The organism is Phycisphaerales bacterium, from assembly GCA_016699835.1.
GTDB lineage: Bacteria > Planctomycetota > Phycisphaerae > Phycisphaerales > UBA1924.
Genome location: CP064987.1, coordinates 2089270 through 2114807, shown reverse-complemented (window position 1 = coordinate 2114807; position 25538 = coordinate 2089270). Strand labels below are relative to the sequence as shown.

Sequence of the window (25538 nt, the reverse complement as noted above, 5' to 3'; positions counted from 1 at the left end):
GTTGAAGTACGTACTGTCGTGTGCACGAACGCAGTCACGCGTGTTTCCAACAGAAAGATATTATTACTACAATTTTCCTCTTGGGCCACGACATGTTAGCGGTAACATACGATTTGCCGATGTCGAAAACGGTACGATTTCTGTTGGGTACTTTGATTCATATTACCCCCGAGACATCGAGGTGGCGGAGTATAAAGATGGTGATAGCGGCATTCGTATCAAATATAATAGCGAGTTGAACTCTGTTGACGTAGCGGTCGATGAGATCCAAAGAACATTCATTTTGGATCAGAGCGCATTCTCTAAACCGCCGTTTCAACTTCTCGACGGAGAAGAGTTTATTTCTGGCGTCAGAGACGAGTCGGGCTATTTTCTATATCTAATATTCTGGCGCCCGGGAAGGGCGTTTTATTATGTCTTGAATACTAGAGAGTCTGTGCCGGAGACGTGGTCACGCGGCGATGGTGCCAAGATCGAAACGTGGTGGGGAAGCCGCTCTAGGTTTTGCTTTCTCCACAATCTTCAACTTGACCGTTACATTCTTGTTGGTGTGCACGAGAGGGAAGTACGAGAGAATACTTGGTATGATGGTCCATTTGACCAAGTGCCGCCAAATTTGATGATCCAACACACTTTAGAAGTAGCGTATCCATATGTGATTGACGCGGGTGGCATTGACGACCATGGCAACTTCTTGGAAATGGAAGGCCAGCGTGTTGCGATCAGTCCCTACCAAGAGTACTCATCGGGTCCGAGCCTTGAGGCCTACCTTGAATCGGTTGTAGAAGATCGTGATACACCTGATGCTTGGACTAAAGCAACATATGAGAGCAAGCGGGACTGGCGTGCCTCACGTAATGCTCTCGGAGTTTCGGCTCATGCATCAGAACTGTCTGCGTCGTGGCCAGCAAACCATTGGGGAATCAGTAGTACAAGGTGGGGTGCACAACATGATGCAGCAGTAAGTGTTTCTTGGCCTCCCAACCATTCAGTTGACACAAGCAAAGATAGTAAATAGCTCGGAGTGGCGACTCTGATTTGTGCTTCATGCCCCCATCACCACCTCGGCGCACCCCGCGGCTCCGAGAACGAGGCTGACGATGCCGTTGAGCGTGAAGAAGGCCATGGGGATCCCCGCGAGGCCGCGGCGGGCGACGATCGTGTGCTCGAGGGCCAGGATCACGCCGACGAGCGCGACCGCGCCGAGCACGATCGGGCCGAAGCGCGGCTCGCGGTGCCACGCGAGGATGAGCACGCCGAACGCCCCGGCGTGGAGGAGCCGCGCGACCCACGCCGCCCCGCGAGGGCCGAGACGCGCGGGGATGCTGCGGAGGTTCTCACGCCGGTCGAACTCCAGATCCTGCAGGGCATAGATCACGTCGAACCCCGCGACCCACAGGACGACAAAGAGCGCCAGCAGCGGGATGGTCCACGATGGTGCCGTCCCTGCCGCGCCGGCCGACGACCCGAAGAGCATCGGGAGCGACACGGGCCGAATCGCGATGGCGGCGGCGATAGGTGAGGCGCCCAGTGCGCCGCCAAGGAACACATGGCAGAGTGCCGTGAATCGCTTGGTGATGGAGTAGAACGCGATCCACGCGAGCACGGGGACCGCGAGGATCATCGGCCAGGGGTTCTGGTCGAGCAGGTAGAACCCGCCCGTGCCCAGGACGAAGAATGCCGCCGAGGTGAGGGCGATCGTCCAGCCGCGCGTGGGTGAGAGCCGTCCCGAGGCCAGGGCGCGGCGTGCCGTGCGTTCGTTGCGCGCATCGATGTCGCGATCGGCGAGGCGATTGAAGAGCATCGCCCACGTGCGCGCCAGGACCATGCAGAGGACGACGAGGGCAAGTTGCAGGGCGAAGTGCCCCCAGGGCGAGTCGGGATCACGCGCCAGGAACGCCGCGAGCACGGCAAAGGGCAGGGCGAAGACCGAGTGGGCGAGTTTGATGTCGCCCGCGGCGATGCGGAGCGATTGGGCGAACGCCTGGCGGGAGTTGGCGTGGATGGTCGGCGTGTGGGTCACGGCGTTCGATGTATCTGATCACAACTCTGGAGAGTTGTGCCACCAGGAGAAAGCCTCTGAGAATGCCGGGGGAGGGACTTGAACCCACACTCCCTTTTGGGGAAGCGGATTTTGAATCCGCTGCGTCTGCCATTTCGCCACCCCGGCGTCGATGAGGTCAGGATATCACGACGGCGAGGCGTACGACGGCTTGTCGGCGATATCGCGCTCGACGCGGAAGACCTGGCGCTGGATCACCGCGCGCCACGCCGGGTCGGTCTCGAGCAGCAGCGCCCGCTGGAGGCGCTCCAGCGACGGCTCGTCGGAGACCATGAGGGTCTGGACGAGAACGGCGTGCCCGCGGAGGGAGGGGAGGTAGGCCGGGTCGCGGTCGAGGCTCTCGACGAAGTACTGGAGCGACTCCTTGTGCCACCCGGCGCGGAGGTAGGCCTGGGCGAGGTTCTCGTAGGGGCGCGGGTCGGTGGGGAGGAGTTCGGCGGCTCGGCGGAAGGCGGTGCCGGCGTCCATGTAGTTGCGCTCGCCCTCCATGAGACAAACGCCGAGGTTCTGCCAGACGGCCCCGATGTCCTCGCGCTGCTGGAGGGACTTGCGGTACATCTCGGCGGCCTTCTGGTAGGCCTGGGCGCGTTCGACCTGGTCTTTCTCATGCTCGGCGTTCTGGCGGAGGGAGTCGGCCTTGGCCCAGAGTTTCCCGGCCTCGACCGTGCGCGCGTCCATGTCGTCTTGGGCGACGAACCGCGTACCGGACGTGTTGCACGCGCCGAGCGACGCGGGGAGGCCCAGCAGGATGGCGGCGAGGAGGAGTCGGGTCGTGTGTCGGTTCATCGTCGTCTCGTGGTTGGCGAAGCGCTATCGGTCGATCCGTTCCCAGCGGTAGAACTTGATGTCGGCGGACCACTCGTGAGCCTCGGGCATGATCTTGATGCCCTCGACCTCGAGGCCCGGCACGCTCTTCAGGGAGAGTTCGACCCACGCGAGGATGGCGCCGATGGACTCGTCCTTGACCTTGCTGTAGTCGATGATGGTGCGCTGGACCTCGCCGATGGGCGCCTCGGCGGTGACGCGCGGGGCCTGGGGCTCGGATTTCATCCCGGCCTGGCGGGCGTAGGAGTTGATCGTGCTGCGGATCATCGTGTTGGGAACGAAGCCCCCTGACGAGCCCTTCGCGTCGATCTCGGCGCGGAGTTTCTTGAGTTCGCCGGCCTTGTTCACGAGGTTCGCGCTCCAGGCGCGGTTCTGGGCGAGTTTCGATTGGGCCGACTGCTCCCCGGTGACGGCCCAAGCGGCCACCGCGGCACATACGACGAGCACGAAGACCGCGAAGAGCACCAGGCTCCGCGGGCGGTTGCGCATCTCGGTGCGAGCGGCGGCGGCGGCGAGGTCGAAGCGTGCGTCGCTGGCCGACGAGTCGCGGGGGGTGAAGGTGCCCGAGTCAAAGGCGGTCATGGGCGTGGCTCCGGCGTGCTGGGCCACGAGCCCACGAGTTTGCAGACGAACTTCTTGCCAGTCGCGCCCTGTCGCTCTTCCGAGATAGTTTCCTGGCCCCACACGATCTGCGAGCCGGCGATGTTGCGGAGCGCGTTGGGGACGGGCTCGACGGCGGGGAGGGACTCGGCGCTGACCCAGACGGTGGCGTAGGTGGAGTAGACCTCGAGGCGCTCGAGGGAGAAATCGCCCGAGCCGAGGACGAGCGTGATGGTCTCGAGTTCCTTGAGGATGGGAAGGGCCGGGCGCGGGCCCTTGGGGATGGTGAGTTGCTTCTTCGCGCGAGTGATGGCCTCGTCGATGAGTTTGGACTTGGGGTCCACGCGATTCGCGAATTCGGGGAACTCCTTGGCGATCGCGTCGTTGGTGTCGAGAAAGACCTGGCCGGCCTCGGCGGAGGCGGCGATCGCGCGAGCGCGGGCTTGCCACGCCCAGACGCCCAGGACGCCCGCGACGATCGTCGCGAGGAGGGCGAGCCAGCGGTACATCTGGCGGTGGGCCTTGCCCGGGCGCGAGGCGAGGGAGACGAGTTCGGCGGCGGGGTCGGGGAGCGTGGATTGCGGGATCGGCGTGCGCTCGAGCGCGCCGGCGAGCCGCGAGAGCGTGGCGCCGAGTGGGTCCTCGTCGGCGGCGACCTGGCCGGCGGAGCCTGGCCAGGCGCGGGAGAGGCCGTCCATGAGCGGCCGCGCAACGTGATGGGGCGCGACGGCGACGAGGCGCTTGGGTGCGACGCCGAGTTGCAAGGACCAACTGGTGAAATCCATCGAGAGCCGCGAGATCTCGGCATCGTCGAGGTGGACGTGGTCCTCGTCGGCGCGGGCGAGGCGCATCTCGCCGCCGGCGAGGAGGCGTCCCGCGAGCGACCATGCCCAGACGAGTCGCGGGGCGTCGGCGCGCGAGGGATCGACGACGACGATCGCCAGGGGCGATGGCGGCTCAGGGATCGTCGTCTCGCTCCCGGGTGCGGCGTTGAGGGCCGAAGCGGGATCCCACGCGTCGGCGATCGCGTGCCAGAGCGAGAGCGTCGAGCCGATGGTCACGCCCAGCGCGTCGAGTTCGTCGGCGAGGACGCGCGCGGGAAGATCGGCCTGGGCGAGGATCGCGAGACGCTCGGGGGCGGCGATCTGATCACCCTTTCGTGATCTTGCGCGAGATGTTGTTGCCCTAGCCGGTTGCTCGGCGACGGCGACGCCCATGGGCTGGATGAGCGAGTCGAGGGGATCCTGGGCGAAGAACTCGATGGGGCCAGAGTGGGGCGTGGTGCGTGCGCCCAGGGCGTCATCGCCCGCGGGAACGGCGCCCATCCGCGCGAGCGTGGCGACGACCTGGGGCTCGGCGGAGGGGCTGGAGATCCACGAACAGACGCCGCCGACGGTATCGAGGCAGAGCCACTCAAGCCTTCCCGCGGCGCGCGTGCCCGAGAGGGACGAGGCGATCCAGCGGGCGGCCTGGGCGATGGTGCGTTCGGGGGAGTCCTCGCCCTGCGGCGCGGCCCAGCGTTCCTCGGTCCCTTGGCCGGCGAGGCGAACCGAGCGGATCGCGATGCCGCGTTGCGCTCGTTCGAGATAGGCGATTCGGACGCTCATCTAGAAGTCGATCCCGAGGTACTTGAGCGCTTCAACGTCCAGTTCGGTGCCGTCACGATCGGGCGATTCGGACTGGAGTTTCTGGCGATACTGGATGAACTCTTGGACCTGCTTGGCCTGGCCCTGGCGGATGAGTTCCTGGAGGACCTTGCTCGTCTCGCTGGCGTAGGCGTCCTCCTTGACCTCGGACTTGCCCATGAGTTCGCGGAGGAGTTGCTGGACCTGTTCCTCGGAGAGGCGCCCGTCCTGATTGGCTGCGGCGTCCATGGAACCCGGGCGCGAGGCGTTGGCGGTCGTTGCCGCGGCGGAGGCGGAGGCCGCAGAGTTGGCGGCCGAAACGCGGATGCCGGGCGAAGCGGTTGAGGCGCCGCCCATGGCGTTGGGATTGGTTCCGGGGCGTTGCTGACCTTGTGCGCCGGCGGCGGCGACGCGAGTGAAGAAGTCGCCCGTGCGCTCGGCGCGCTCGAGGCGGCGGGTCACGCCGTCACGGTCGAGTTCGACGAAGTCTCGATCGATGGTCGCGACGCGCTCGCCCTCGATCGACTGACCGACCTTGACGAGCACCTGGTGCGGCCCGCGCGCGATCATGGCGCGCTTCAGTCCGGCGAACTCGATCTGGCCAAGGTATTTCAGTTCGTCGGCCTGGGGCGGGGGCGTGGTGTCGGCCACGGGCGTGGTTGGAACGCTCGGCGGCGTGACCGGCTCGATCACGATCGGCCTCGGGCTGTTGGCGAACGAGCCGAACCTCGCGGCGGTGGGCGTGAGGTCGATCGCGGTGCGGGTCTCGCCCTTGGTCGCGGTGACCACGGCGGTAGGAATCGTGATGACACGCGGCGAGGGCGAGGCCGACTGGGGCGACTTGAGCGCCGAGACGAGGACCCACGCACCCAGGCCGACGCTCGCGAGCGTCCCGATCCGGGCGATCCAGGTGATCCGCGTGGCTTTGGTTCGAGGCATGTCCATGGCGTGCTTCCCTTCCGTTTCCTGTCGCTCGCCCCGCGATCGCGATGGTTCTGGCCTCCTCCCTGAGGCGTGCCGAATCGCGAGGCTCAACTGTATCAGTACTGCTCGCGCTTCATCTCCAGGACCGAGACACGTCTTTGAAACCCGGCCAGACCGTCGCGATCGCCGCCGGAGGAGAGGACCACGCCCGAGTATCGCAGCCGCTGCCCCGGCAGGCGGAGCGAGTTGTCGGTCGGTTCGACGCGGCAGGTCCAGAGGATCGGCGACGCAGTCAGGGCCTTGCGGAGCGCGTTCTGCTCCTCGGGCGTGACGCCGGAGTTGATGATGACCTGGTCGAGCGTGACGGGGGTCAAGGGCTCTGTCGCGCGGGCGCGGATGATCTCGCCGGGGATGGTCTTGCCGTTTCCCGGGTTGCAGCACGTCGCGACCACGGCGTCGAGGACCTCCTCGCGGGCGCTGTTGGCGCTGATCGCGACGGGTCCGAGGCGGCGGGTCCACGTGACCGTCTGGTCCTTGGCGCGAGCGGCGAGTTCGTCGAGGATGCGCGAGGCGAAGTCGTAGCGCAGGCCCTGGAGCGCGGTGAGATCGTCGAGGGCGGTCCCCTGGGCGTCTTCGAAATACACGAGGATCCCGGCCTCGCCCTGCGGCGAGATCTCGAAGGCCAGGCCGTTCTCGCCGAGGTTGTCGATGACGGGGGCGTTGCCGAGGGATCGAACCCAGGTTTCCACGGCCTCGGCGAGTCCGCGCTCGAGGTGGCGCGTCTCATAGAGCGCGACCTGGCGCTGCACGGACATGGTCTGGGCCATCTGGCGCTCGACCATCACCGCGAGGGCAATGGCCGCGACGAAGGAGAGCATGACGACAAACATGAGCGCGAAGCCCTTGCGTCGCGCGGGGCGGCGACGCGCGGCACGTCGCGCGTTCACGGACTGTGAGCGGCTCATGGCTTGGCGTCTCCTTCGGAGGTCCTCTTACCACCGGGGCGTTCGCGGACGGCGCCGGGATTGAGCGGCGTGGCGGCGGGCTTGGACCCGCTCGCTCCGGGCTTGGACGAGCCGGTCGTTCGAGTGGCCGCGCTCCCGGTCGTGGCGCTGGGCGAGATCGGCTTTCCAGAGGCGTCGACGGCGACGGGTTGGTTGACCTCGGCGCCGCTGACCCAGTTGAGTTCGAAGAGCCAGTTGGCGGTGAAGCCGCTGCGGGTCTTGAGTTCCATCTCGACGTAGGCCGGGATGTCGTTGGTGTACGCGAGGGTGTAGGTCGTCTGTCGTTGGCTCTTGACGAAAACACGCCACTCGAGGGCCTCGATCTTCGACGCGAGGCGATAGGGCTGGCCGACGGGTTGAAGGAGGTCCGGGGGCTGGATCGCCGTGAGTTCGGCGTTCTCCGCGTCGTCATCGGCGAATCGCGGTGGGAGCGGGACCCACCACAACTCCCACAGGGGCTTGGAATCCTCGGGGACGCTCATGGCGTTGAGTTGTGCCGGTGGCACCGGCCGCAACTCGAAAGCGCCGCGCACGGCCTGGACGACCGGCTCGTCCGTCGGCTGCTCGAGGGGAGACTCGTCGCCGGGCGCGAGCGTCTGGCCGGAGATCGCGGCGTCCTTGGCGGCCTGCTCGCGCTCGGCCTTGCGACGCTCGTAGTCCTTCTCTCGCTCGCGACGCTCACGCGCGGTGTACGCCAGACGTGCGGCGAGGGTCTCGTCGGTGGAGACGGGAACGGGCGACGCCGAGAGCACGACCTCGAGCCGCTGGGGCGTGAAGTTCGAGGATGACACCGCCGTGTATCCGAGCGGATCCGAGAATCGAGCCGGATCGTCGAGGGTGAGGCGCAAGCGCGGGGCGGCACGCACGGGGAGCGGGGCGTCTTCCTCTGCCGCGGCGCCGGTGTCCAGCCCGGCATCGGCGAGAGCCTTGGCGGCGGCGGCGGCGTTGGCGGCGGAACTTGTTGGGGACTTCGTGCCCGCGGGTGAACCGACAGGCGTGAGCGAACTGGGTATGACCGAACCAGTCGATGCGGCTTTGTCCAATGCTGCGGCGGCGTCGGCGGCCTCGCGCTCGCGCCGTGCTTTCTCGCGTGCGACGGGGTCGCTCCCCTCGGCGACGACGAGTGTGCTGAACGTCCGCTCCATCACGATGCGCGTGCGTTCGATCTCGGCCATCTCGTCATAGCGGCGCTCGAGGCGGCGATCGGTGGTGGAGACGGTGAAGAAGACGCCGAACGCCGCGCCCAGCACGACGACGCCGATCGCCATCGCGAGCATGAGTTCCAGGAGCGTGAACGCGCGCCGGGTCATGGCTTGCTCCCCGAGGGTGTCGTGCGATTCGGCGTGGTCCGTGAGCCGGTCCCGCCGACGGGTTGGGAGAGCAGTTCGATGATGCGACCGGTTGTGGCGGCCTTCTGGAGCGAGTCCGGATTTCGCAGCGGAATCGGGTTGTTGAGGCGGACAAGGTGGGCCGTGGGAACGCCCAGGTCGGGCGATGGTGCGCCCCCCGAGCGCTCGGAGAGCCACACGGTGACGGAGAGGTTCGTGAATCGCTCGAGCACCTGTCCGCGGCGGGCGATGCGGGCGTTGTCGCTGTCGGTGGGGACGAAACCGGCGTGGAAGTCCACGGGCGTGGCCTCGTACGACCAGCGGTAGAACTCGCGCTCGTTCTCGACGAAGGGGTCGGCCGCCATGCGGGCAAGTTCGTTGGCGTCGTCGAGATAGATGATGACGAGGCGGTTGGCGATCTCCGAAGCGGTGAGGCGCTGGCGCTGCTGGGTTTGCTGCAGCACGATCGAGTTGAGCGTCACAAAGACGGCGAGCGCCACGCCCGCGAGGAGCACGGCGGAGACGATCGTCTCGAGAAATGTGAAGCCTCGGCGGCGCATGGGGTGCCTCGTGCCTCGCGTGGGCACGTCACTATCACGGATTCGCGGGCGTCTCCGGGGCGTTGATCAGCCACACATCGATGTCGTCGGGCGTGCCCACCTGCATGTCGGGGCCCGACGAGGTGAGGAGATATGGACGATCAACATCGCCCGGGCGCGGCTCATAGTTCAGGTTGGTCCCCCAGCCGTCCTGGAGTTTCTTGTTCGAGAGGAACTTGGTCTGGATGAGGACGTTGAGTTGGTTTGGGGCTGACGAGTACTGGAGGATGTACGAGTCGAGGGCGGACTTAATGGTGTTGAGCGTGGACTGGGTCGCGGTGACCTTGCCCTTGGCGCCCATGCCCAGCACGTTGAAGGCGGCGACGGCCATCAGGATCCCGATGATCGCGAGGACGAGCATGAGTTCGAGGAGCGAGAAGCCGCCCCGGGCGCGGCGACGACGCGTGCCTGAACCGGTGTGCGACATGGAGTGTGTTGTGTTCGGAGACATGGATCGGATTCCTTGGGTCTGCATGGTCGTGGCCTTACTTCAAATGACGCGCGGATGGTGGTGCTCCGTCCGCGATTGTTGCGATTCTCACTGGTTTTCTAGCCCACCGACGCCGGGGCCTTCATTAGCGGGATCATGATCGAGAGAAGCAATGTTCCGATCACGAGGAACATCACGATGATCAACGCCGGCTCGAGCACGGCGAGGAATCTTCCCGAGAGCCGCTCGACATCCTCGGTCGCGTCGGCGGCAAGGGTCTCGAAGGCAGGCGTGAGGTCGCCCGTGCGTTCGGCGGCGACGAGCAATCGTCGCGTGGGGAGCGGGAGGGCGTCGACGCGCTCGATGAGCACGCGGAGCAGGCCGCCCTCGATGAGTTTGGTCTGGAGCGTGGCGAGTTGCGAGCGAAGACGCGGGTGCCCGATGACGCCGGTGGCGACGCCGAGCGCGTCGGAGAGAGGGACGCCGCTGCGCGACATCGCGGCCATCACCGTGAAGAATCGCGTGGACTCCTGCGCGAGGACCACGTCGCGGAGGACGGGAATCCGTCGCGAGAGCCGCGCGATCAGCCCGGCAATCTGCTTGCGCGACATCACGCCCAGCGTGATCGCGACGAGCAGGCCCAGGAGTGCCCAGACCCAGTTCGCGACCAGCCCCTCGCCGAGGGTGACGAGGATCTTCGTGGGCAGTGGCAGCGGCTTGCCCATGCTCTCGATGGCGCGCCCGATGCGCGGCACGATGAACATGATGATGCCCGTGCCCATCAGGATGCTGAGCGAGAGCACGATGATCGGATAGAGCATCAGTGTGGCGGCCTTGCCCATCACCGCCAACTGGCGACGCAGGGTGATCGAGAGTTGCTTCGCCGCACCCGCGAGGTCCCCCGAGCGCTCCGCCGCCCTATAGACGGCGATCGTCACGCGATCGAACGCGCCCGTCTGCTGGCAGGCGGCGGCAAAGGAACTCCCGCCGGCGACGAGCGTGCGGATCTTCCCGACGAGCGGCCTGGCGACCGGGGCCACTGCCGCACCGGTCACGTCCAACGCCTCAACCAGCGAGACACCCCGGCTGAGAAGTTGGGAGAGTTGCGTGTGGATCTCGGCCTGGTCCTTGGGCTTGAGTTTCGAGCGTGGCGTGAGTTCGAGCCACGAGGGGAACTCCCAGGTCCGCAGGGGGACAAGCCGCTCCCGTCGGAGGTCGTCCACGAGAGCACGGCGAGTCTCAGCCGTACGAACGCCAACCGAACGCCCGCCATTCACCTTGGCGGCGAGATAGAGGTAACTCGAGGCTCGTCTTCCGACCGTGGACATGTGCAGGAAGTCTAGAGGCTTGGGACCATCCGGCCCGTCTCAAATGGAGGACGAACCACGCCGGAAACTCCTTACCGGACAGGCCGGGTCACACCAAGATCGGCCACAGGGCGTCAGAATCGCGAGGACTTGAGCGGGCGTGTGGACGTTGGGCGTGGGGACTCAGAGAATCATGCGTGCGCGGCGTGAGTCGCCGAGCGAATGCTCGCAGAATGAGCATCAAAGCCAGAATCAACCTCCTGCCGAGACCGCCATGCCCACGACCACACCGTCTGCCGCGTCCACCCGAACGTCCTCGCGCCCGCAGACGATGCGGGCGCTCGTCAAGCACCACGCCGGCCCGGAGTTGATGTTCGACCCGGCCCACCCCAAGCCCGTGCCGGGCCCGCGCGACGTGCTCATCCGCGTGAAGAAGGTCGGGATCTGCGGGACGGATCGGCACATCTGGGAGTGGGACGACTGGGCAGCGGGTCGCATCCCCGTCGGCATCGTGACGGGGCACGAGTTCGTGGGCGTGATCGAGGAGGTCGGGAGCGCGGTGACGCGGTACAAGCCGGGCCTCCGCGTGAGCGCCGAGGGGCACATCACCGCGGGCGTCGATTACAACAGCCGCACCGGCAACGCCCACATCGCCAGCGACACGAAGATCCTGGGCATCGATCGCGACGGCGTCTTCGCGGAGTATGTCATCGTCCCCGAAGAGAACGTCTGGCCCGTGCACGCGAAGATCCCCGACAAGGTCGCGGCGGTCCTCGACCCGCTCGGCAACGCCGTGCACACGGTGATGGCGGCGGGGGTCTCGGCCAAGAGCGTGCTCATCACGGGGACGGGGATCATCGGCCTGATGGCGGTGACGGTTGCCAAGGCCGCGGGTGCGGGGCGGATCTTCGCGACCGACATGAGCCCCGCTCGCCGGGCGATCGCGAAACGCCTGGGCGCGGCCGACGCCTTCGACCCGCGAAGCGACGCATGGGTGAAGGAAGTTCAGAAAGCCTGCCGCGGCGAGGGCGTCGACGTGCTCCTCGAGATGTCGGGCTCGCCCACGGCGTATGACCAGGGGTTCAGTGCCCTTCGCAACGGCGGGACGGCGGCCCTGCTGGGGATTCCCGCCAAGCCGCCGACGTTCAACATCACCCAGCACGTCGTCTTCAAGGGCGCGACGGTGCTGGGGATCAATGGGCGGAAGATGTTCGAGACGTGGTACCAGATGGAGGAGTTGCTCCTCTCGGGGAAACTCGAACTCGACGAGATCATCACCCACGAGTTCCCGCTGGAGGAGTTCAAGAAGGCCCACGAGACGATGATCTCCGGGGAGGGGATCAAGGTGGTGATGGGCGTGTCTGCCTAGATCCGCAGAGTTTTGCATTACTGTGAATCAAAGATAGTTTTTCGTATTTTGACATTATTCGCCAAACGACATACTGTCACAATGTCGATGAGTATCTTTTGGTGACACATGTCCAACTCCAAGTTCGAATCCGAGAAACCCCCGCTCACGATCGAAGAGATCTTTCGCGATCGTTCAAAGGGCTCGATTTTCGAGCGAGCATTCATGATCCTGGGGCAAGTCCGAGAACTCGACACTGAATATAGACCATGGCGAAAACTGCGCCCCATCGCCAGGGATGCTGGACTCGACCCTGTTGATGCTTGGGCGGCGGCCAAGTTCCTCCGGTCGAGTGATTTCAGAGCGATCAGCCTCTACACGTCAAACTTTGGTAGATTTGGATATAGCGAAGGTCGGTATCTGGCCGAGTCGTTGCACCGCATTGACCGAGCGTTCGGCGGAGGCGGAGCCGCTTCGCTCGAGCATGGCATGCTCTCGGATGACGCCCACCGCACACGGCTGCGCATCCGCACACTCATGGACGAGGCCGCGGAGTCTTCGCTGATTGAGGGTGCCGCGACGACACGAAAGGACGCGATCGAACTGCTCCGCAGTCGACGGGATGCAAAGACCAAGGGCGAGCGCATGGTCATGAACAACTTCGCGGCAATGCAGCAAATCAAGCAGTGGCGTGACCGACCGCTGTCTCCCGAGATGCTCCGCGAGCTTCAGGGCATCCTCACGGAAGGAACACTCAAGAACCCGGAGGAATCGCGTCGATTTCGACGCCTGGACGAGCCTGTTCGTGTCGAGCACGAAATCACTGGAGAGGTCATCCACACGCCACCACCGGCAGAGAGCCTGCCCGGCCGCGTCGAGGCGCTATGCGCGTTCGCCAACAAGGTACACAAAGGTGCCGAGTTCATCCACCCCATCGTGAAGGCGTCGATCCTGCACTTCATGATCGGGTATGACCATCCCTTTGTCGATGGAAATGGTCGCACCGCACGCGCAGTGTTCTACTGGTACGCGTTAAGACAAGGATACTCGATCTTCGAGTACATCCCGATCTCCGAACGAATTCGAGCAGGCCGCTCACGATATCCGCAGGCGTACATCGACTGCGAGCTCGACGAAGGGGACCTCACCTACTTTGTACTCTACAAACTGGACATGATCGAGCAGTCCCTCGATGCACTCGCGGCACACATCCGCCACGAGGAGGACAAGATCAAGCGGAGCGAACGATTGCTTCGACTTTCCAAGGACCTCTCACTCCGTCAGCGCCTGATACTTGAACACGCGATCCGTCATCCACGCACGACATACACCGTCAAGAGCCACATGAACTCGAACGGCATCACCGCGGCAACGGCACGAAAGGACCTTGACGACCTCGTCCGTCGTCGACTCATGACCACGAGCAAGCGTGCGCGGGAGGTACTCTACATCGTTGTACCCACGCTACAGAATCGCCTCCAGAAGAAGGGCCTCTAACAGGGGATCAACCGGAACGTGTCATGATCCGCATCGCCCTCCGCATGCTCGTTGGAGACCCCATCAAGTGGATGGGCGTGGTCCTCGGCGTCTTCTTCTGCACCTTTCTCATCGCGCATCTGCTCTCGATGTTCAACGCGATGCTGCAGCGGACCTACGCGACGATCTCCGACATCCCCCAGGCCCAGGTCTGGGTCATGGACCCCGCGACCGAGTATGTGGACGAGACCGCCGGCCTGCCGCCGACCGCGCTCGACCGGGTGCGGAGCGTGCGCGGCGTGGAGTGGGCCGTGCCCCTCACCCTCGCGGGTGTGCGGGCGCGGCTGCCCAATGGCCTCTTCCGCCCCGTCACGATCGTCGGCGTCGACGACGCGACGCTCCTGGGCGCGCCCGACTCGATCCGTGGCGGCACGCCTGCCGACCTGCGCATCAGCGATGCCGTCATCATCGACGACGCCTCGGCGGCGACGCTCCTCCCCATGCCGCTGCACGCCGCCACGCGCACGCCCGGTTGGAACATGCCCGACTTCGACGTCCCCACGCGCCCGCTCGATGTGGGCGATGAGGTCCTGCTCAATGACCATCGCCTCCGCGTCGTGGGCATCGCGACGCTCACGCCTCGCTTCCTCTCGCGGGCGACGGCGTACGTCACCTACACGCACGCGCTCTCCATCATCCCGCCCCAGCGCAACACGCTCTCGTACGTGCTCGTCAAGGTCCAGCCCGGCGAGAGCCCAATGGCGCTCGCCGCGAGGATCCAGGAACGAACGGGTTTGCGAGCCCTTGATGCCGCGACCTTCTCGCAGGTCACGCGGAACTACTTTGTCCGCGTCAGCGGCGTGGTCTCGCGGATCGGCTTCATGGTCGGCATCGGCGTGGTCGTCGGCGCATGCGTCAGCGGGCTGCTGCTCTTTCTTTTCACCAACGAGAACGCGCGGTACTACGCGACGTTCAAGGCCTTGGGCGCTGAGAGCAAGACGATCGTGCTCATGGTCGTCGCCCAGGCGCTCCTCTCGGGTGTGGTGGGGTATGGGCTGGGCGTCGGCGCGTCGTCGCTCATCGGGCTGACGGTGAAGTCCCCCGCGATGCCGTATCACCTGACGGCGTGGACCCTCGGGTTCACGGCGGTCACCGTGCTCTTTGTCACAGTCGCGTCGGCGGCCCTGAGCGCGATGAAGGTCATCCGCCTCACGCCGGCACGCGTCTTCGCGGGCACCTGAACCTCATCACCGTCGCAATCCCATCACTTCTTGGGCGGCATCGATCGCAGCGCCTCCGCCACGCCGATCTCGTGCAGGCGCACGCTGGCTCGTTCCATCGCCTGGCGGGCCGCGTTCAACTCATTGGGATCGACGCTCTGCCAGTCCCGATCGGCACGGTCCACGAGGGCCGCGAGTCGATCGGTGAGCGTCCGGAGTTCGCCGGCATAGGCCGAATCAACCTTGGCCCCGAGTTTGTCGAGCCGGTCTCGCGTCCATTTGATCTCGAGGCGCGAGGTCGCGACAAGGTCCACGACGCGGTGGCGGCGCATGTCGTCCTTCGCGTGCGCGAGCGACTCACGCTCGATCCGATCGATCTCGTCGCGAGAGAGGCCATGGTTCGGCACGATCTGGACGGACGTGCGTGTGTCGCTGCGGCGCTCGCGGGCCGAGACGCGAAGGACGCCGTTGGAATCCACGAGGAACTCGACCTCGACCTGGGGGATTCCCGCGGGCATGGGCGGAATGCCGCGGAGGTGGAACTCGCCGAGGCTCCGGCAGTCCTGGGCCATCTCGCGCTCGCCCTGCAGCACGTTGAGTTTGATCGAGGTCTGCCCGTCGATGCTGGTCGAGAACATCTCGGCCGCGCGCGCAGGGACGGCCGAGTTCCGCATGATGATCTTCGCCACCGCGCCCCCCGCGGTCTCGAGTCCCAGGCTGAGCGGGATGACATCGAGCAGGAGCGCGCCCGTGTGCCGCCCCTCGAGGATCGCCCCCTGCACCGCCGCCCCGAGCGCGACGACCTGGTCCGGGTCGATCGCGGAGTAGGCCTCGAACCCGAAGTATTCTCGCACACGCTCGCGCACCAGCGGCACACGCGTCGAGCCGCCCACGAGCACCACCACGCCAGGCCCGCCCGCCTCGGGTGATCTCGGTCTCTCACGCTCGTCGAGCATCCCCGCATCACGCAGCGCCCGGCGGCACGCGTGCATCGTTCGATCCACGAGCGTCCCGATCAGCGAATCGAATCGCGCCCGCGACATCTCGGCGTTGATCGTTGGTCCTTTGGCGAGTTGCACCTCGATTCGTGTCACCGATCGTTCGCTCAGATCGCGCTTTGCTCGTTCGCATGCCGCGATGACTCGCGCCCGATCGTCGGCGCCGAGCGACTCGGGCGCGAGACCCGCGTCCTGGAGCACGGCCCCGGCTATGACCTGATCGAAATCGTCGCCGCCCAGATGCGTGTCGCCCGCGGTCGAGAGCACGCGGTACGCCTCGCGCGCGGGCGCCGAGCCTGGCCCCGAATCCATCGGCGGCACGAGTTCGAGGACAGAGACATCGAACGTCCCGCCACCAAGGTCATAGACCACGACCGTGTTCGCGCCACTCTTCTCGGCGGTGTTGCGGTCGGCGCTGCGGTCGAGAGAGAGGCCATACGCGAGGGCGGCGGCCGTCGGCTCATTCACGATGCGCACGACCTCCAGCCCGGCGAGGCGTCCCGCGTCGCGCGTCGCCTGCCGCTGGGCATCGTCGAAATACGCGGGCACGGTGACCACCGCGCGCCGGACGCGCACGCCGAGCCGATCCGACGCGATGTCGCGCAGCCGTCGGAGGATCGCCGCCGAGACCTCCTGGGGCGAGACGACGCGCTCCGGATTACGGGCCGAGGGGAGCGCGACGCGCGCGGTATTGTGCTCGCCCCGCACGACTTCGTACGCGAGATACGGCAGATCGCCCGTGGCATCGTCGAGGCTTCGCCCCATGAGGCGTTTCACGCTGGAAATCGTGACCGAAGGCCGGCCGGTCTCGTCGCCAGAATGTCTCGCGGCACGCCCAACCACCTCATCCCAAGAGCCATCAGTGGACCGTGAATATCGCACGACGCTGGGCAGGATCGCCTCGCCCGATTCATCGAGGAGGACGTGCGGGCCCGAGTCGTCCCAGATGGCGACAAGGCTGTTGGTCGTGCCGAGATCGATCCCGACGATCGGGTCGTGGCGAGGCGTGGTGGATTCGGACGTGCCCATCGCCACACGATAGCGCACGATCGCGGCGCGCCCACAACACCGACCTCGCGACGACGCCCTGGTTTCGACTCTAGAAACTCGAGTCCAGCCCGGTGAGTTCGAAGAGCCGCTCGGCCAGGGCCCGCGCACCCTGCGTGGGCGCGTCGGCGTCGTGGAGGTCGAGGTGGTACGACCGGCGCGTGCCGTTCGCCGCGACATAGACCAACGCCGTGGGCGAGAGGAGATTCTCGGGCGGGATGTCGCGTTCGCCGGGGCGCGATCGGCGCGACTCGGGGCCGACGAGCCCCGACGCGCTGGTCAGGTGCCACAGATCGTCGACCTCGCCCGGGCTGAGTTGGCGCACGACCCTCGGCAGGGGCGTGTCCGCACGACGCCACCCCAGGGACGCGCGAAGACGTCCGTCGGGCTCCACGACGAACCATCCGGAGTTGGATCGCCCGGTCTCGGCGTTAGGATCGAGCAGCGTGACGGACAACGCGAAATCCTCCGGCGAGTCGATCGTCGAGGCCTGTCGACTGGCGCACGCGGTGGCCATGAGAGTCGTGCCCGTTCCCAACCACCACGCCAGATGTGCCCGCCAGGTTCGCATGACAGAGTGTAGTGATGAGCGATGCGAGTGCGCCGTCCCGGGTACCCCCACGCTCCGCGTGGGGCTTCCACTCCTACTCCCTTCTCTTCAATCCTCGAACATATGCACCAACCCAAGTCGAAGATCAAGCTCCATCTCCCCCACTGCTCACTACGAGACCGGCGTAGACTCGCGCGTGGATCCTGCATCCCCATCACCCGATGGCGCCGCACACAACGCGCACTTCGACGCCGAGGCGAACGACAGGTTTCGCGAGGCTCTCGCCGAGCCGACCGACAACGCCGATGAGGCCCTCGCTCGCGAGGCTGTCTCTCGTGCCGTCGCGGGCGCCGACGCCGGTGACCTGAGCCGTGCCGCGACGCACTTCGAGGAGTCTGTCAACCTGACCCGCGACGAGCGGGTGCTGTTTCTCGGCTTTCAGTTCGCGTTCCGGACGTCTCGACTGGAACTCGCCGAGCGTTTCGCGCGTCGGAGGATCGACGTCGCTGCGAACGATTCCGCCGTGGCCGCTCGGGCGTGGTCGAATCTCGGTCTCGTCCTCCACGCGCGCGGTGCATGGGACCAGAGCGAGCAGGCCCAGCATCGTGCGCTCGAGATCGATCGGCGGATCGGAAATCTCGAGGGCGTGGCCCGCGATCTGGGGAATCTCGCGCTCGTGCCCGAATCGCGAGGCGATCTCGACGAGGCCGAGCGGCTGAACCTCGAATCGCTCGAGATCGCCGAGCGATTGGGGGCGTCGTCAATCATCGCCACGAAACTCGCGAACCTAGGCGACATCGCCCACGCCAAGGGACGGCACGCCGAGGCGCGCGAGCGCTGGACGCGGGCCGCAGCGCTCTTCCGCGAACTCGGAAAGAGCGCGTGGCTGCGTGACTATGAGCGGAAGATCGCCTCGCTCGATGCCGAGAATCGGTCTTAGCAGCCGGCCTGGAATCGCGCGAGGTAGTAGAGCAGATCGTCGATGGTGACGGCACCGTCGGGCGTGGCGGTGCCCGAGCCGTCGTCCACGTCCGCCGCCACGTCACCCTGCTGGAAGACGCCGAGGTAGTAGAGCAGGTCGTCGATCGTCACGGCGCCGTCGGGCGTGCCTGTGGCGCTGCCGTCGTCCACGTCGGCGATGCAGACGGGCGTGATCGTGCCGACGGTGAAATTGAACCACAGGATCTCGTAGGGCTCGGCTTTGGTGGCGGAGAACTGGCGGGCGGGCTCGCCCTCAGCCTGGATGGCGAACGCGAGATTCATGCCCGTCGACGAACTGGAGTTCGCGGCGATATCCGCGAAGTCGAGCACCGATCCGTCGGCGAATCCCTCGGTTGGATACGTGCTCGCCTGGTTGTTCATGAAGTTGTAGTTTGAAAGCGCGAGGTAGTACTCCCCTTGGGCAAAGGTGCCCGTGACCGTGCCTGGGCCGCCCGTCACGCCCGGCGCGTCGTCGATGCCCAGGCCTGGAATGGGGTTCAGGTTCCCGTCGTAGATCCAGAAGTCCGAGTCGGAGTTGTGCCCCTGGCCTTGCGTGGTGATGGTGATGGAGCCCACGGCGAAGGAGCCGTCGATCACGGTCGGCTGGACGAGGACGCGTGAGTAGGTCGACTCATAGTTTGCCGTCGTGGCCGTGGTCCCCTGGACCCGGTAGTAGACCTCTTCGGCGCGACCAAAGCCGTACCACTGGTTCATGCGCGCGGGCGTGGTGGTCGCGGACGAGGCTTGAACGAGGGCATCGGAGCCTTCGGTGATGGTCCCGGCGAACTGCGACAGGCCACGGATCTGTGTTGTGTGTCCGGCGATGGCACTGGTCGTGACGAGGCGATGGCGATAGAGACCAAGGGGTGCCTGGGCGGTCTTCAGGTGGAAGTAGTCCACGGATGTCTCACCGGCCGCGGTACTCGTGCCCCTGGTCACGCCACGGATGATCTGGCCATCATCGAGAGATTCGATGACGTTGGCCGCGGCCTTGGACTCGTTCGGCTCGGATTCTGCATAGACCCCACCGACGTCGGGCGAGAGGACAACCTGACCCTGGGCGAAGCCCGCGAACACAGCCAGCGCCACGCCCCACCCGCTCATCGTGCTCCACCGCATGAAACGCTCCCAAATTCTGAGTCGGCCAAGTCCGGTTCTCGGGACAGGCCGTTTGTTCCATTCTGAATACGGACAACCCGCGCGGGTCGATCCAAGGGGAAACTACACCACGATTGGCGGTTTGGCCAGAAAAACGCGCCGACGAATCGAGAAATGTCCGCTGCTCACGATTCGGCGAGGTTATCGGGCGATGACCGATCAGCATCCATCCTGGAATCGCACGAGGTAATAGAGCAGATCGTCGATCGTGACGGCCCCATCGTGGACGCCCGTGCCCGTGCCGTCGTCCACGTCGGCGCTGCTGGCACCCTGCTGAAAGATCGAGATGTAGTAGAGCAGGTCGTCGATCGTGACGGCCCCATCGGGTGTGCCCGTGCCATTGCCATCGTCGACGTCGGCGACGCACTCGGGTGTGGTCGTGGGGAAGCATGTGCCGAAGAGGCGGATGATGTACGAGCCGCCCGACCCCGAGAAGTCCGACGCCCATGAGTTCAACGCGCCCGCGGCCCCGGGGCCATCGGGCGCGCGTTCGATGTCGAAGGGATCATCGAGCCAGATTGGACCGGTCGCGGAAGACGGATCGCGATCGAGTTCGCTAATCGCGAGGTAGTAGTTACCCGGCTCGGTGACGAACTGATTGGTGAGGAGCGACTGCGAAGAACTGGCGTCGTCGTTGAAGGTGACGCCCATGCCGTTCTCGTCGAAGAGGTAGAGTTGGGTGTCGAGCGTGGTGTAGCCGACGGTGGTGGCGGCGAAGTCGATGGGGCTGCAGATGTTGATCTTGTAGACGTCGGCCTGGTTTGGCCCGAGTGTGCCCATGATGCCGCGGAGCGGGCCGGCGCCGAGGGGAATCTGGGCGGTCTCGAGCGTCTCGCCGGCGGGTTGCTCTCCGGAGACCTCGTTCCAGACGATGATGGGGATGCCATCGGCGTTGATGCGGAGCGTGAACGGGCCTGTGTTGAGTGATGTGGAGGAGGCGCCGAAGTTCGGGGCGAAGGACATGTTGTACCCGCCGACGGCGAGGTAGTACGTCCCGATGTCGAGCGGCCCATCGGGGCCGGCGGAGACCACGCCGCCGAAACGCAGTTGGGAGAAGCGATCGATGCCATCGTCATCGTCGCTGGCGACGAGCTGGCCGGTGGAGCGATAGAGCCCGATCTCGGTGTCGTCGAGGTCGCTCCCGGTGATGCCCGTGGTGGAGATCGTGAGTTGACGCTCGGTGGAGAGGGAGAACTCCACGGAGACCGCGAGGCGGTACCACTGGATCTGCCCGGGCGAGACCACGCTGATGGGAATGGCGTCGCCCTGGCTCGAGGAGATGTCGCCGAGATCGATCGACGTGGGCTGGGCGAGCGCCGAACCGGAGGCGAGGATCTGAGAGACAAGCACGGCGGCAAGCGGGAGTCGCATCGTCGGTCCTCTCCGAAACATGGGCGCGAGACGAGCGGACTCGTCGATGCCCAGCGTGTGTCGTTCCACCCACGAGAGTGATGCCCCACCCCGGCCCCACCCCATATGCACTCTGTTCGAGTTCGCGCCCCGACGCTGTCGTAGGGAAGAATCGTGGCGAGCTCGGAGAAGCCCTCTCCCGCACTCTCGCGCGGGAGAGAGGTTACATGGCCTTAGCAGCCCGCCTGGAAGCGGACGATGAAGTAGAGCAGGTCGTCGATCGTCACGGCCCCGTCCTGGGTTCCCGTGCTCGTGCCGTTGTCCACGTCGGCGGCGACCGCACCGGTCTGGAAGATCGTGATGTAGTAGAGCAGGTCGTCGATGGTCACCGCGCCATCCACGGTGCCCGTGCCCGAGCCGTCGTCGGTGTCGGCGACGCAGTCAGGAATGACGGGGCCGGGGTAGCAGGCGCCCGTGAGAGCGACGGTGTAGGGAGCAGCGGCGATAGCGCCGGTCCAACTCGCGACGGCGCTTGAGGCGCCGGGGCCATCGGGCGCGCGCTCGACGGCGAAGGGCTGGTTCTCCCAGAGAAGATTCCCGCTGATATCCATGGGATCACGGTTGTAGCGCGTGATGGCGAGGAAGTACTCGCCCTCTTGCTGGACGAACTGGTTGGAGATCGTTGATTGGAGGACGCCCGCGGAGTCGTCGTTATAGGCGACGCCCGTGCCGTCGAGATGAAAGAGGAACAACTGAGTGTCGATGGCGACCTGGCCAACGGTGGTCGCGGAGAAGAGGAGCGGATCACAGACGCGGATCTTGAACATATCGGCGGTGTCGGTGCCGAGGTTGCCCGTGATGCCGGTGAGGTCGCCCGAGCCCTGCGGGATCTGGGCGGTCTCGGGGAGTTCACCCGCGGGCTGGGCGCCTTGACCCTCGACCCACGATCCGGCCGGGGGCGCCTGGACGGAGAAGTTGATGATGATATCGCCTGTGCCCGCGCCCGCTGACGTTGCGCTGTAGCCATCGGCGAAGGTGACATTGAAGACACCGGTAGCGAGGTAGTACTCGCCCGCGGGGAGTTCACCGTCCACACCCTGGGTGCCCCAACTGAGGAGGGAGAGGAGGCCCGTGCCGTCATCGTCATCGCTGGCGACGAGCGACCCGTCGTTGCGGAAGAGGCCGAGTTCCGTGTCGAGGCCGACGGTGGTCTCGGTGTCGATCTTCAGCGTGCGGTTGGATGAGAGGAGGTAGGCGTCCTGCACGTTGATGCGGAACCACTTGATCTCACCCGGGGCGGCGATGGTGGTTGTCTGGGTCACCCCGCCGGTGCTCACGCCGTAGTTCCCCAGGTCGGTGAACTCCGCGGGCTGGGCGAGAACGCTCCCCGCACACGCGGCGAAGACCGCCGCAGCAAACAATCCAATCTTCTTCATGTTCATACCCCTTCGAATCTGAGCCCTCGGGTCCTCCGACGGCGTTCCACGAAACATACACACACTCAAATCCGACGCGCCCCACACGGGGCGCGCCGGGAACACGCGTCAGCAGCCCGCCTGGAAGCGGACGATGAAGTAGAGCAGGTCGTCGATCGTCACGGCACCGTCCTGGGTTCCCGTGCTCGTGCCGTTGTCCACGTCGGCGGCGACCGCACCGGTCTGGAAGATCGTGATGTAGTAGAGCAGGTCGTCGATGGTCACGGCGCCATCCACGGTGCCCGTCCCGCTGCCGTCGTCGGTGTCGGCGACGCAGTCGGGGATCGCCGGGCCTGGGAAGCAGGCGCCGGTGAGCAGGATGGAGTAGGTGCCGCCCGTCGTGAGCGCGTCGGACTCCCACGCCGCGATGGGGTTGAAGGCGCCGGCGCCGTCGGGGGCGCGCTCGGTGGCAAACGGCGTGTCGATCCAGATCGCCTGCCCGAGGTTATCAATGGCGTCGCGGTCGTACTCACTGATGGCGAGGTAGTAGTCGCCCGTCTGCGTGACAAACTGGTTGGAGAGGGCGGACTGGAGCGGGCCGGCGTCATCGTCGAAAGCGACGCCCGTGCCATCGAGGTTGAAGAGCCAGAGTTGGGTATCGACATCGGTCACGCCGACCGTGCTCGCGGTGAAGAGCGACGTGTCGCAGATCTTGATCTTGAACATGTCGGACTCGTCGATGCCGAGGGAGCCGGTGAATCCGCTGAGCGAGCCAGTCCCCTGGGGCACGAGGGCGGTGTCGGGCATGTCACCGGCGTCGCCGTTCTCATCGACAAGACCCGTGGGAGGAGGCGTGGCGGTGATCTGGAGCAAGATATCGCCGGCGGCGGCGTTCGTGGTCGTCACGGTAAAGAATGGATCAAAAGCGGCGTTGTAGCCGACGACGGCAAGGTAGAACGTCCCAGCAGGGAGATCGCCGTTGAGCGATGCGCCGCCGAGCGATCCGAACGACAGGAGCGAATAGAACCCCGGACCGGCGTCGTCATCCGTGGCGATGAGCGAGCCACCCGCCGAATACAGCCCGAGTTCGGAGTCGTTGAAGAGGCTCCCCGCAACCTCGTTAGTCGCGATGCTCAGCATCCCCGCGCCGGCATTGAAGGGCGTGGTGGTCGTGAGGCTGTACCACTTGATCTCACCGACATCGAACGTGAGCGTCTGATTGTTGGCACCCGTGGCCCCGATGCTGCCCAGATTCGTGGAGGCCGGCGGCTCACCGGGTGTGATAGTGCTGACGTTGATGTTGTACGAGCCGACCGTCTCGCCGTCGGTGGTGACCGTGAACCCGGCGGAGAAGAGCGATTCCCAATCGCTGACGGAGAGGTAGTACGTGCCGGCGGCGAGCGTGCCGTCGGCCTCGCCCTCGCCGAAAGAGAGTTTCGCGAGGAAGCCCGTGCCGTCGAGGTCGTCCCAGGCGACCACGTTGCCCGCGGAGTCGAAGAGGCCGAGATCGGTGTCGAAGATGTCGAGCGACCCCTCGGTGTCGATGCGCAGGATCCCGTTCGCCAGCGCGGTGTACGGCGACGTGATCGTGATGCGGAACCAATCGACCTCGAAAGGCGCGTCGAGGGAGCCCGTGGTCGAGATCGGCGACGAGCCGGCGCCATACGAACCCAGATCCGTGAACGACGCGGGCTGCGCTTGCGCCATGCCGGCGCATAGACCCAATGCCAGTACCCCACTGAGACCGTACTTCATCTGACACCCCTTTGCAGAACGCAACAACACCAACGAACTCGCGTGAGGCACGAACGGCCAACACGCCTCGAAGTCACACTCGGCCTTGTCTCATTCTCCGGAGATCACCAGCATACCCCAAAAGTCTCCAACCGAACAGGCATTATGCCCAAAATTCACGTATCGGACCCGATTTTCTCGCGACGCCCGGCACCCCTTACGAGTGGTCGCCATTGCATTAGCACCCTTGCTGAAACCGAACGAGAAGATAGAGAAGATCATCGATCGTCACGGCACCATCCGGCGTCGCGGTCCCCGAGCCATCATCCACGTCGGCTGCGATGTCGCCGCTCGTGAACACGCCGAGGTAGTAGAGCAAATCATCGATCGTGACGGCCCCATCGGGGGTGCCCGTGCCGCTTCCATCGTCGAGATCGGCGACGCAGGTCGGCGTGGTGTCGATGAAGCACGCGCCGTTCAGCGTGATCGTGTATCGACCGAAGGCGCCGTCACCGATCCAACCCGTGACCGGTTGCGAGGCCGCCGACCCATCGGGGGCGCGCTCGCCCGTGAAGGGCTGGTCCGCCCAGAGTTCCAGGCCCGACGCGGCGACCGGGTCGCGATCCCACCCGGCGATCGCGAGGATGTACTCGCCCGTGCCGGGGATCAGAGCCTCGGTGATGGTCGACTGCCTCGTGGTCGCGCTGTCGTCGTTGAAGACGACGCCCATGCCGTCGAGCGAGAAGAGGAACATCTGCGTGTCGAAGTCGGCGCCGAGCACGAGGGTCGCCGTGAATGGTGAGTTCGAGCAGATGTGGATCCTGTAGAGGTCAACGTCGGCGGCATCGAGGAGTTCGCCGCGGATCGAGCCGAGCGGTCCAATGCCCGTCACCGCTTGGGCCGACGCGGGAAGGTCGCCGGCGTCGTCCACCTCTCGCCACTGGTCCGCGGGCGGAACGGGCAACGTGCCGGCGGCGACCTGGACCTCGATGAGCCCCGAGTTCGCGTGTGTCGAGGCCATCATGAAGTTGGTCGCGATCGTTGCGGGAGCGCTCGTCACGCCGATGTAGTAGTCTCCTGCAGGGAGCGTGTCGCCATCGCGGCCGTCACTCTCGAGGGCGCCCGCGGGGAGTCGCTCTTCGGACCCGATGCCGAAGGAGAGCGAACTGAGCAGGCCCGGGCCGTCGTCGTCGTCGGAGGCGATGAGCGTGCCAGTGGCGTCATAGAGCGCGAGCACGGTGTCGTCGCCGTCGAGGAGGCTCTCGGCGGAATCGAGATCGAGAAACGTGCGATCGGCGCGGCTGATCGCGGTCGCGAGCGTGAATCGATACCAGACGACTCCCTGGGGGACAAGGCTCGCGTCGCCGATGAGTCGGCCCTCGAGTTCGAGCGTGCCGAGATCGATGGCCTCGGGTTGGGCCTGGGCGGCCGACGCAAGAAACCCGAACGCCACGATGGCCTGGAACACACGACTCTTGGCGTATGGGCGCATGGGAACCCTTTCTCCGGAACTGATGCCGATCACTAAGGAACCTACATCACTTTTGCGGTTTGGCC

The 25538-nt window shown here is 65.6% G+C and carries 22 protein-coding genes and 1 tRNA gene; 5 read left to right on the top strand and 18 right to left on the bottom strand.

What is annotated here, in order from left to right:
• Window positions 1-40: 40 nt before the first annotated feature.
• Complete coding sequence (locus IPK69_08780; GenBank protein QQS08096.1) at window positions 41-1018, top strand: hypothetical protein; 978 nt, start codon at window positions 41-43, stop codon at window positions 1016-1018.
• A 27-nt stretch (window positions 1019-1045) separates the two neighbouring features.
• Here IPK69_08780 and IPK69_08775 read toward each other — a convergent pair whose 3' ends face one another.
• The 11 genes from IPK69_08775 to IPK69_08725 form a co-directional block, all read right to left on the bottom strand.
• Window positions 1046-2023, bottom strand: a complete 978-nt coding sequence (locus IPK69_08775) for a 4-hydroxybenzoate octaprenyltransferase (protein ID QQS08095.1) — start codon at window positions 2021-2023, stop codon at window positions 1046-1048.
• 63 nt (window positions 2024-2086) lie between these two features.
• Window positions 2087-2170 (bottom strand) — tRNA-Leu (locus IPK69_08770).
• 18 nt (window positions 2171-2188) lie between these two features.
• Window positions 2189-2848: a hypothetical protein gene (locus IPK69_08765; protein QQS08094.1), complete on the bottom strand. Its 660-nt coding sequence runs from the start codon at window positions 2846-2848 to the stop codon at window positions 2189-2191.
• Between the two features lie 24 nt (window positions 2849-2872).
• Window positions 2873-3469, bottom strand: a complete 597-nt coding sequence (locus tag IPK69_08760) for a hypothetical protein (protein ID QQS08093.1) — start codon at window positions 3467-3469, stop codon at window positions 2873-2875.
• The gene (locus tag IPK69_08755; GenBank protein ID QQS08092.1) at window positions 3466-5094 is read right to left on the bottom strand and encodes a hypothetical protein; all 1629 of its coding nucleotides are present in this window, start codon (window positions 5092-5094) and stop codon (window positions 3466-3468) included. The genes IPK69_08760 and IPK69_08755 overlap by 4 nt, the downstream gene beginning before the upstream one ends.
• Window positions 5095-6051, bottom strand: coding sequence for a hypothetical protein (locus tag IPK69_08750; GenBank protein ID QQS08091.1), 957 nt, complete (start codon window positions 6049-6051; stop codon window positions 5095-5097).
• Between the two features lie 101 nt (window positions 6052-6152).
• Window positions 6153-7001: a hypothetical protein gene (locus IPK69_08745; protein QQS08090.1), complete on the bottom strand. Its 849-nt coding sequence runs from the start codon at window positions 6999-7001 to the stop codon at window positions 6153-6155.
• Window positions 6998-8350, bottom strand: a complete 1353-nt coding sequence (locus IPK69_08740) for a prepilin-type N-terminal cleavage/methylation domain-containing protein (GenBank protein QQS08089.1) — start codon at window positions 8348-8350, stop codon at window positions 6998-7000. The genes IPK69_08745 and IPK69_08740 overlap by 4 nt, the downstream gene beginning before the upstream one ends.
• The gene (locus IPK69_08735) at window positions 8347-8928 is read right to left on the bottom strand and encodes a hypothetical protein (protein ID QQS08088.1); all 582 of its coding nucleotides are present in this window, start codon (window positions 8926-8928) and stop codon (window positions 8347-8349) included. The genes IPK69_08740 and IPK69_08735 overlap by 4 nt, the downstream gene beginning before the upstream one ends.
• 34 nt (window positions 8929-8962) lie before the next feature.
• Entirely contained in the window at window positions 8963-9418 is a 456-nt protein-coding gene (locus IPK69_08730; GenBank protein QQS08087.1) for a type II secretion system protein GspG, read from the bottom strand.
• Window positions 9419-9516: 98 nt separating this feature from the next.
• Window positions 9517-10725 (bottom strand): type II secretion system F family protein, encoded by a 1209-nt coding sequence (locus IPK69_08725; GenBank protein ID QQS08086.1) that lies wholly within the window; start codon window positions 10723-10725, stop codon window positions 9517-9519.
• 310 nt (window positions 10726-11035) lie between these two features.
• Here IPK69_08725 and tdh point away from each other — a divergent pair, with 310 nt between their 5' ends.
• The 3 genes from tdh (at window position 11036) to IPK69_08710 (ending at window position 14769) form a co-directional block, all read left to right on the top strand.
• Window positions 11036-12073 carry an L-threonine 3-dehydrogenase gene (gene tdh / locus IPK69_08720; GenBank protein QQS10453.1) on the top strand — a complete coding sequence of 346 codons (1038 nt, stop codon included), beginning with the start codon at window positions 11036-11038 and terminating at the stop codon, window positions 12071-12073.
• 204 nt (window positions 12074-12277) lie between these two features.
• Complete coding sequence (locus IPK69_08715; protein ID QQS08085.1) at window positions 12278-13549, top strand: Fic family protein; 1272 nt, start codon at window positions 12278-12280, stop codon at window positions 13547-13549.
• A gap of 23 nt (window positions 13550-13572) precedes the next feature.
• Window positions 13573-14769: an ABC transporter permease gene (locus IPK69_08710; protein QQS08084.1), complete on the top strand. Its 1197-nt coding sequence runs from the start codon at window positions 13573-13575 to the stop codon at window positions 14767-14769.
• Between the two features lie 23 nt (window positions 14770-14792).
• Here IPK69_08710 and IPK69_08705 read toward each other — a convergent pair whose 3' ends face one another.
• Complete coding sequence (locus IPK69_08705; protein QQS08083.1) at window positions 14793-16775, bottom strand: Hsp70 family protein; 1983 nt, start codon at window positions 16773-16775, stop codon at window positions 14793-14795.
• 70 nt (window positions 16776-16845) lie between these two features.
• A complete protein-coding gene (locus IPK69_08700; protein QQS08082.1) occupies window positions 16846-17310 on the bottom strand; it encodes a hypothetical protein in 465 nt (154 codons plus the stop codon).
• Between the two features lie 229 nt (window positions 17311-17539).
• On the opposite strand from IPK69_08700, the gene IPK69_08695 reads away from it, so the two are divergent.
• The gene (locus IPK69_08695) at window positions 17540-18283 is read left to right on the top strand and encodes a tetratricopeptide repeat protein (protein ID QQS08081.1); all 744 of its coding nucleotides are present in this window, start codon (window positions 17540-17542) and stop codon (window positions 18281-18283) included.
• On the opposite strand, the gene IPK69_08690 is transcribed toward IPK69_08695, so the two are convergent.
• The 5 genes from IPK69_08690 to IPK69_08670 all read right to left on the bottom strand — a co-directional run bounded on the left by IPK69_08690 (window position 18280) and on the right by IPK69_08670 (window position 25473).
• Window positions 18280-19443, bottom strand: coding sequence for a hypothetical protein (locus IPK69_08690; protein ID QQS08080.1), 1164 nt, complete (start codon window positions 19441-19443; stop codon window positions 18280-18282). The genes IPK69_08695 and IPK69_08690 overlap by 4 nt on opposite strands.
• A 198-nt stretch (window positions 19444-19641) precedes the next feature.
• A complete protein-coding gene (locus tag IPK69_08685) occupies window positions 19642-20853 on the bottom strand; it encodes a DVUA0089 family protein (protein QQS08079.1) in 1212 nt (403 codons plus the stop codon).
• A gap of 212 nt (window positions 20854-21065) precedes the next feature.
• Window positions 21066-22268, bottom strand: coding sequence for a hypothetical protein (locus tag IPK69_08680; GenBank protein QQS08078.1), 1203 nt, complete (start codon window positions 22266-22268; stop codon window positions 21066-21068).
• A 108-nt stretch (window positions 22269-22376) separates the two neighbouring features.
• Window positions 22377-23954 (bottom strand): hypothetical protein, encoded by a 1578-nt coding sequence (locus tag IPK69_08675; protein QQS08077.1) that lies wholly within the window; start codon window positions 23952-23954, stop codon window positions 22377-22379.
• Between the two features lie 265 nt (window positions 23955-24219).
• The gene (locus tag IPK69_08670; protein QQS08076.1) at window positions 24220-25473 is read right to left on the bottom strand and encodes a hypothetical protein; all 1254 of its coding nucleotides are present in this window, start codon (window positions 25471-25473) and stop codon (window positions 24220-24222) included.
• Between the last annotated feature and the right edge of the window lie 65 nt (window positions 25474-25538).

Excerpts from the sequence above, each read along its gene's own strand:
- IPK69_08765 (QQS08094.1), bottom strand. The coding sequence starts at position 2,848 with ATGAACCGACACACGACCCGACTCCTCCTCGCCGCCATCCTGCTGGGC.
- IPK69_08760 (QQS08093.1), bottom strand. The coding sequence starts at position 3,469 with ATGACCGCCTTTGACTCGGGCACCTTCACCCCCCGCGACTCGTCGGCC.
- IPK69_08755 (QQS08092.1), bottom strand. The coding sequence starts at position 5,094 with ATGAGCGTCCGAATCGCCTATCTCGAACGAGCGCAACGCGGCATCGCG.
- IPK69_08750 (QQS08091.1), bottom strand. The coding sequence starts at position 6,051 with ATGCCTCGAACCAAAGCCACGCGGATCACCTGGATCGCCCGGATCGGG.
- IPK69_08745 (QQS08090.1), bottom strand. The coding sequence starts at position 7,001 with ATGAGCCGCTCACAGTCCGTGAACGCGCGACGTGCCGCGCGTCGCCGC.
- IPK69_08740 (QQS08089.1), bottom strand. The coding sequence starts at position 8,350 with ATGACCCGGCGCGCGTTCACGCTCCTGGAACTCATGCTCGCGATGGCG.
- IPK69_08735 (QQS08088.1), bottom strand. The coding sequence starts at position 8,928 with ATGCGCCGCCGAGGCTTCACATTTCTCGAGACGATCGTCTCCGCCGTG.
- IPK69_08730 (QQS08087.1), bottom strand. The coding sequence starts at position 9,418 with ATGTCTCCGAACACAACACACTCCATGTCGCACACCGGTTCAGGCACG.
- IPK69_08725 (QQS08086.1), bottom strand. The coding sequence starts at position 10,725 with ATGTCCACGGTCGGAAGACGAGCCTCGAGTTACCTCTATCTCGCCGCC.
- tdh (QQS10453.1), top strand. The coding sequence starts at position 11,036 with ATGCGGGCGCTCGTCAAGCACCACGCCGGCCCGGAGTTGATGTTCGAC.
- IPK69_08715 (QQS08085.1), top strand. The coding sequence starts at position 12,278 with ATGATCCTGGGGCAAGTCCGAGAACTCGACACTGAATATAGACCATGG.
- IPK69_08710 (QQS08084.1), top strand. The coding sequence starts at position 13,573 with ATGATCCGCATCGCCCTCCGCATGCTCGTTGGAGACCCCATCAAGTGG.
- IPK69_08705 (QQS08083.1), bottom strand. The coding sequence starts at position 16,775 with ATGGGCACGTCCGAATCCACCACGCCTCGCCACGACCCGATCGTCGGG.
- IPK69_08700 (QQS08082.1), bottom strand. The coding sequence starts at position 17,310 with ATGGCCACCGCGTGCGCCAGTCGACAGGCCTCGACGATCGACTCGCCG.
- IPK69_08690 (QQS08080.1), bottom strand. The coding sequence starts at position 19,443 with ATGCGGTGGAGCACGATGAGCGGGTGGGGCGTGGCGCTGGCTGTGTTC.
- IPK69_08685 (QQS08079.1), bottom strand. The coding sequence starts at position 20,853 with ATGCGACTCCCGCTTGCCGCCGTGCTTGTCTCTCAGATCCTCGCCTCC.
- IPK69_08680 (QQS08078.1), bottom strand. The coding sequence starts at position 22,268 with ATGAAGAAGATTGGATTGTTTGCTGCGGCGGTCTTCGCCGCGTGTGCG.
- IPK69_08675 (QQS08077.1), bottom strand. The coding sequence starts at position 23,954 with ATGGCGCAAGCGCAGCCCGCGTCGTTCACGGATCTGGGTTCGTATGGC.
- IPK69_08670 (QQS08076.1), bottom strand. The coding sequence starts at position 25,473 with ATGCGCCCATACGCCAAGAGTCGTGTGTTCCAGGCCATCGTGGCGTTC.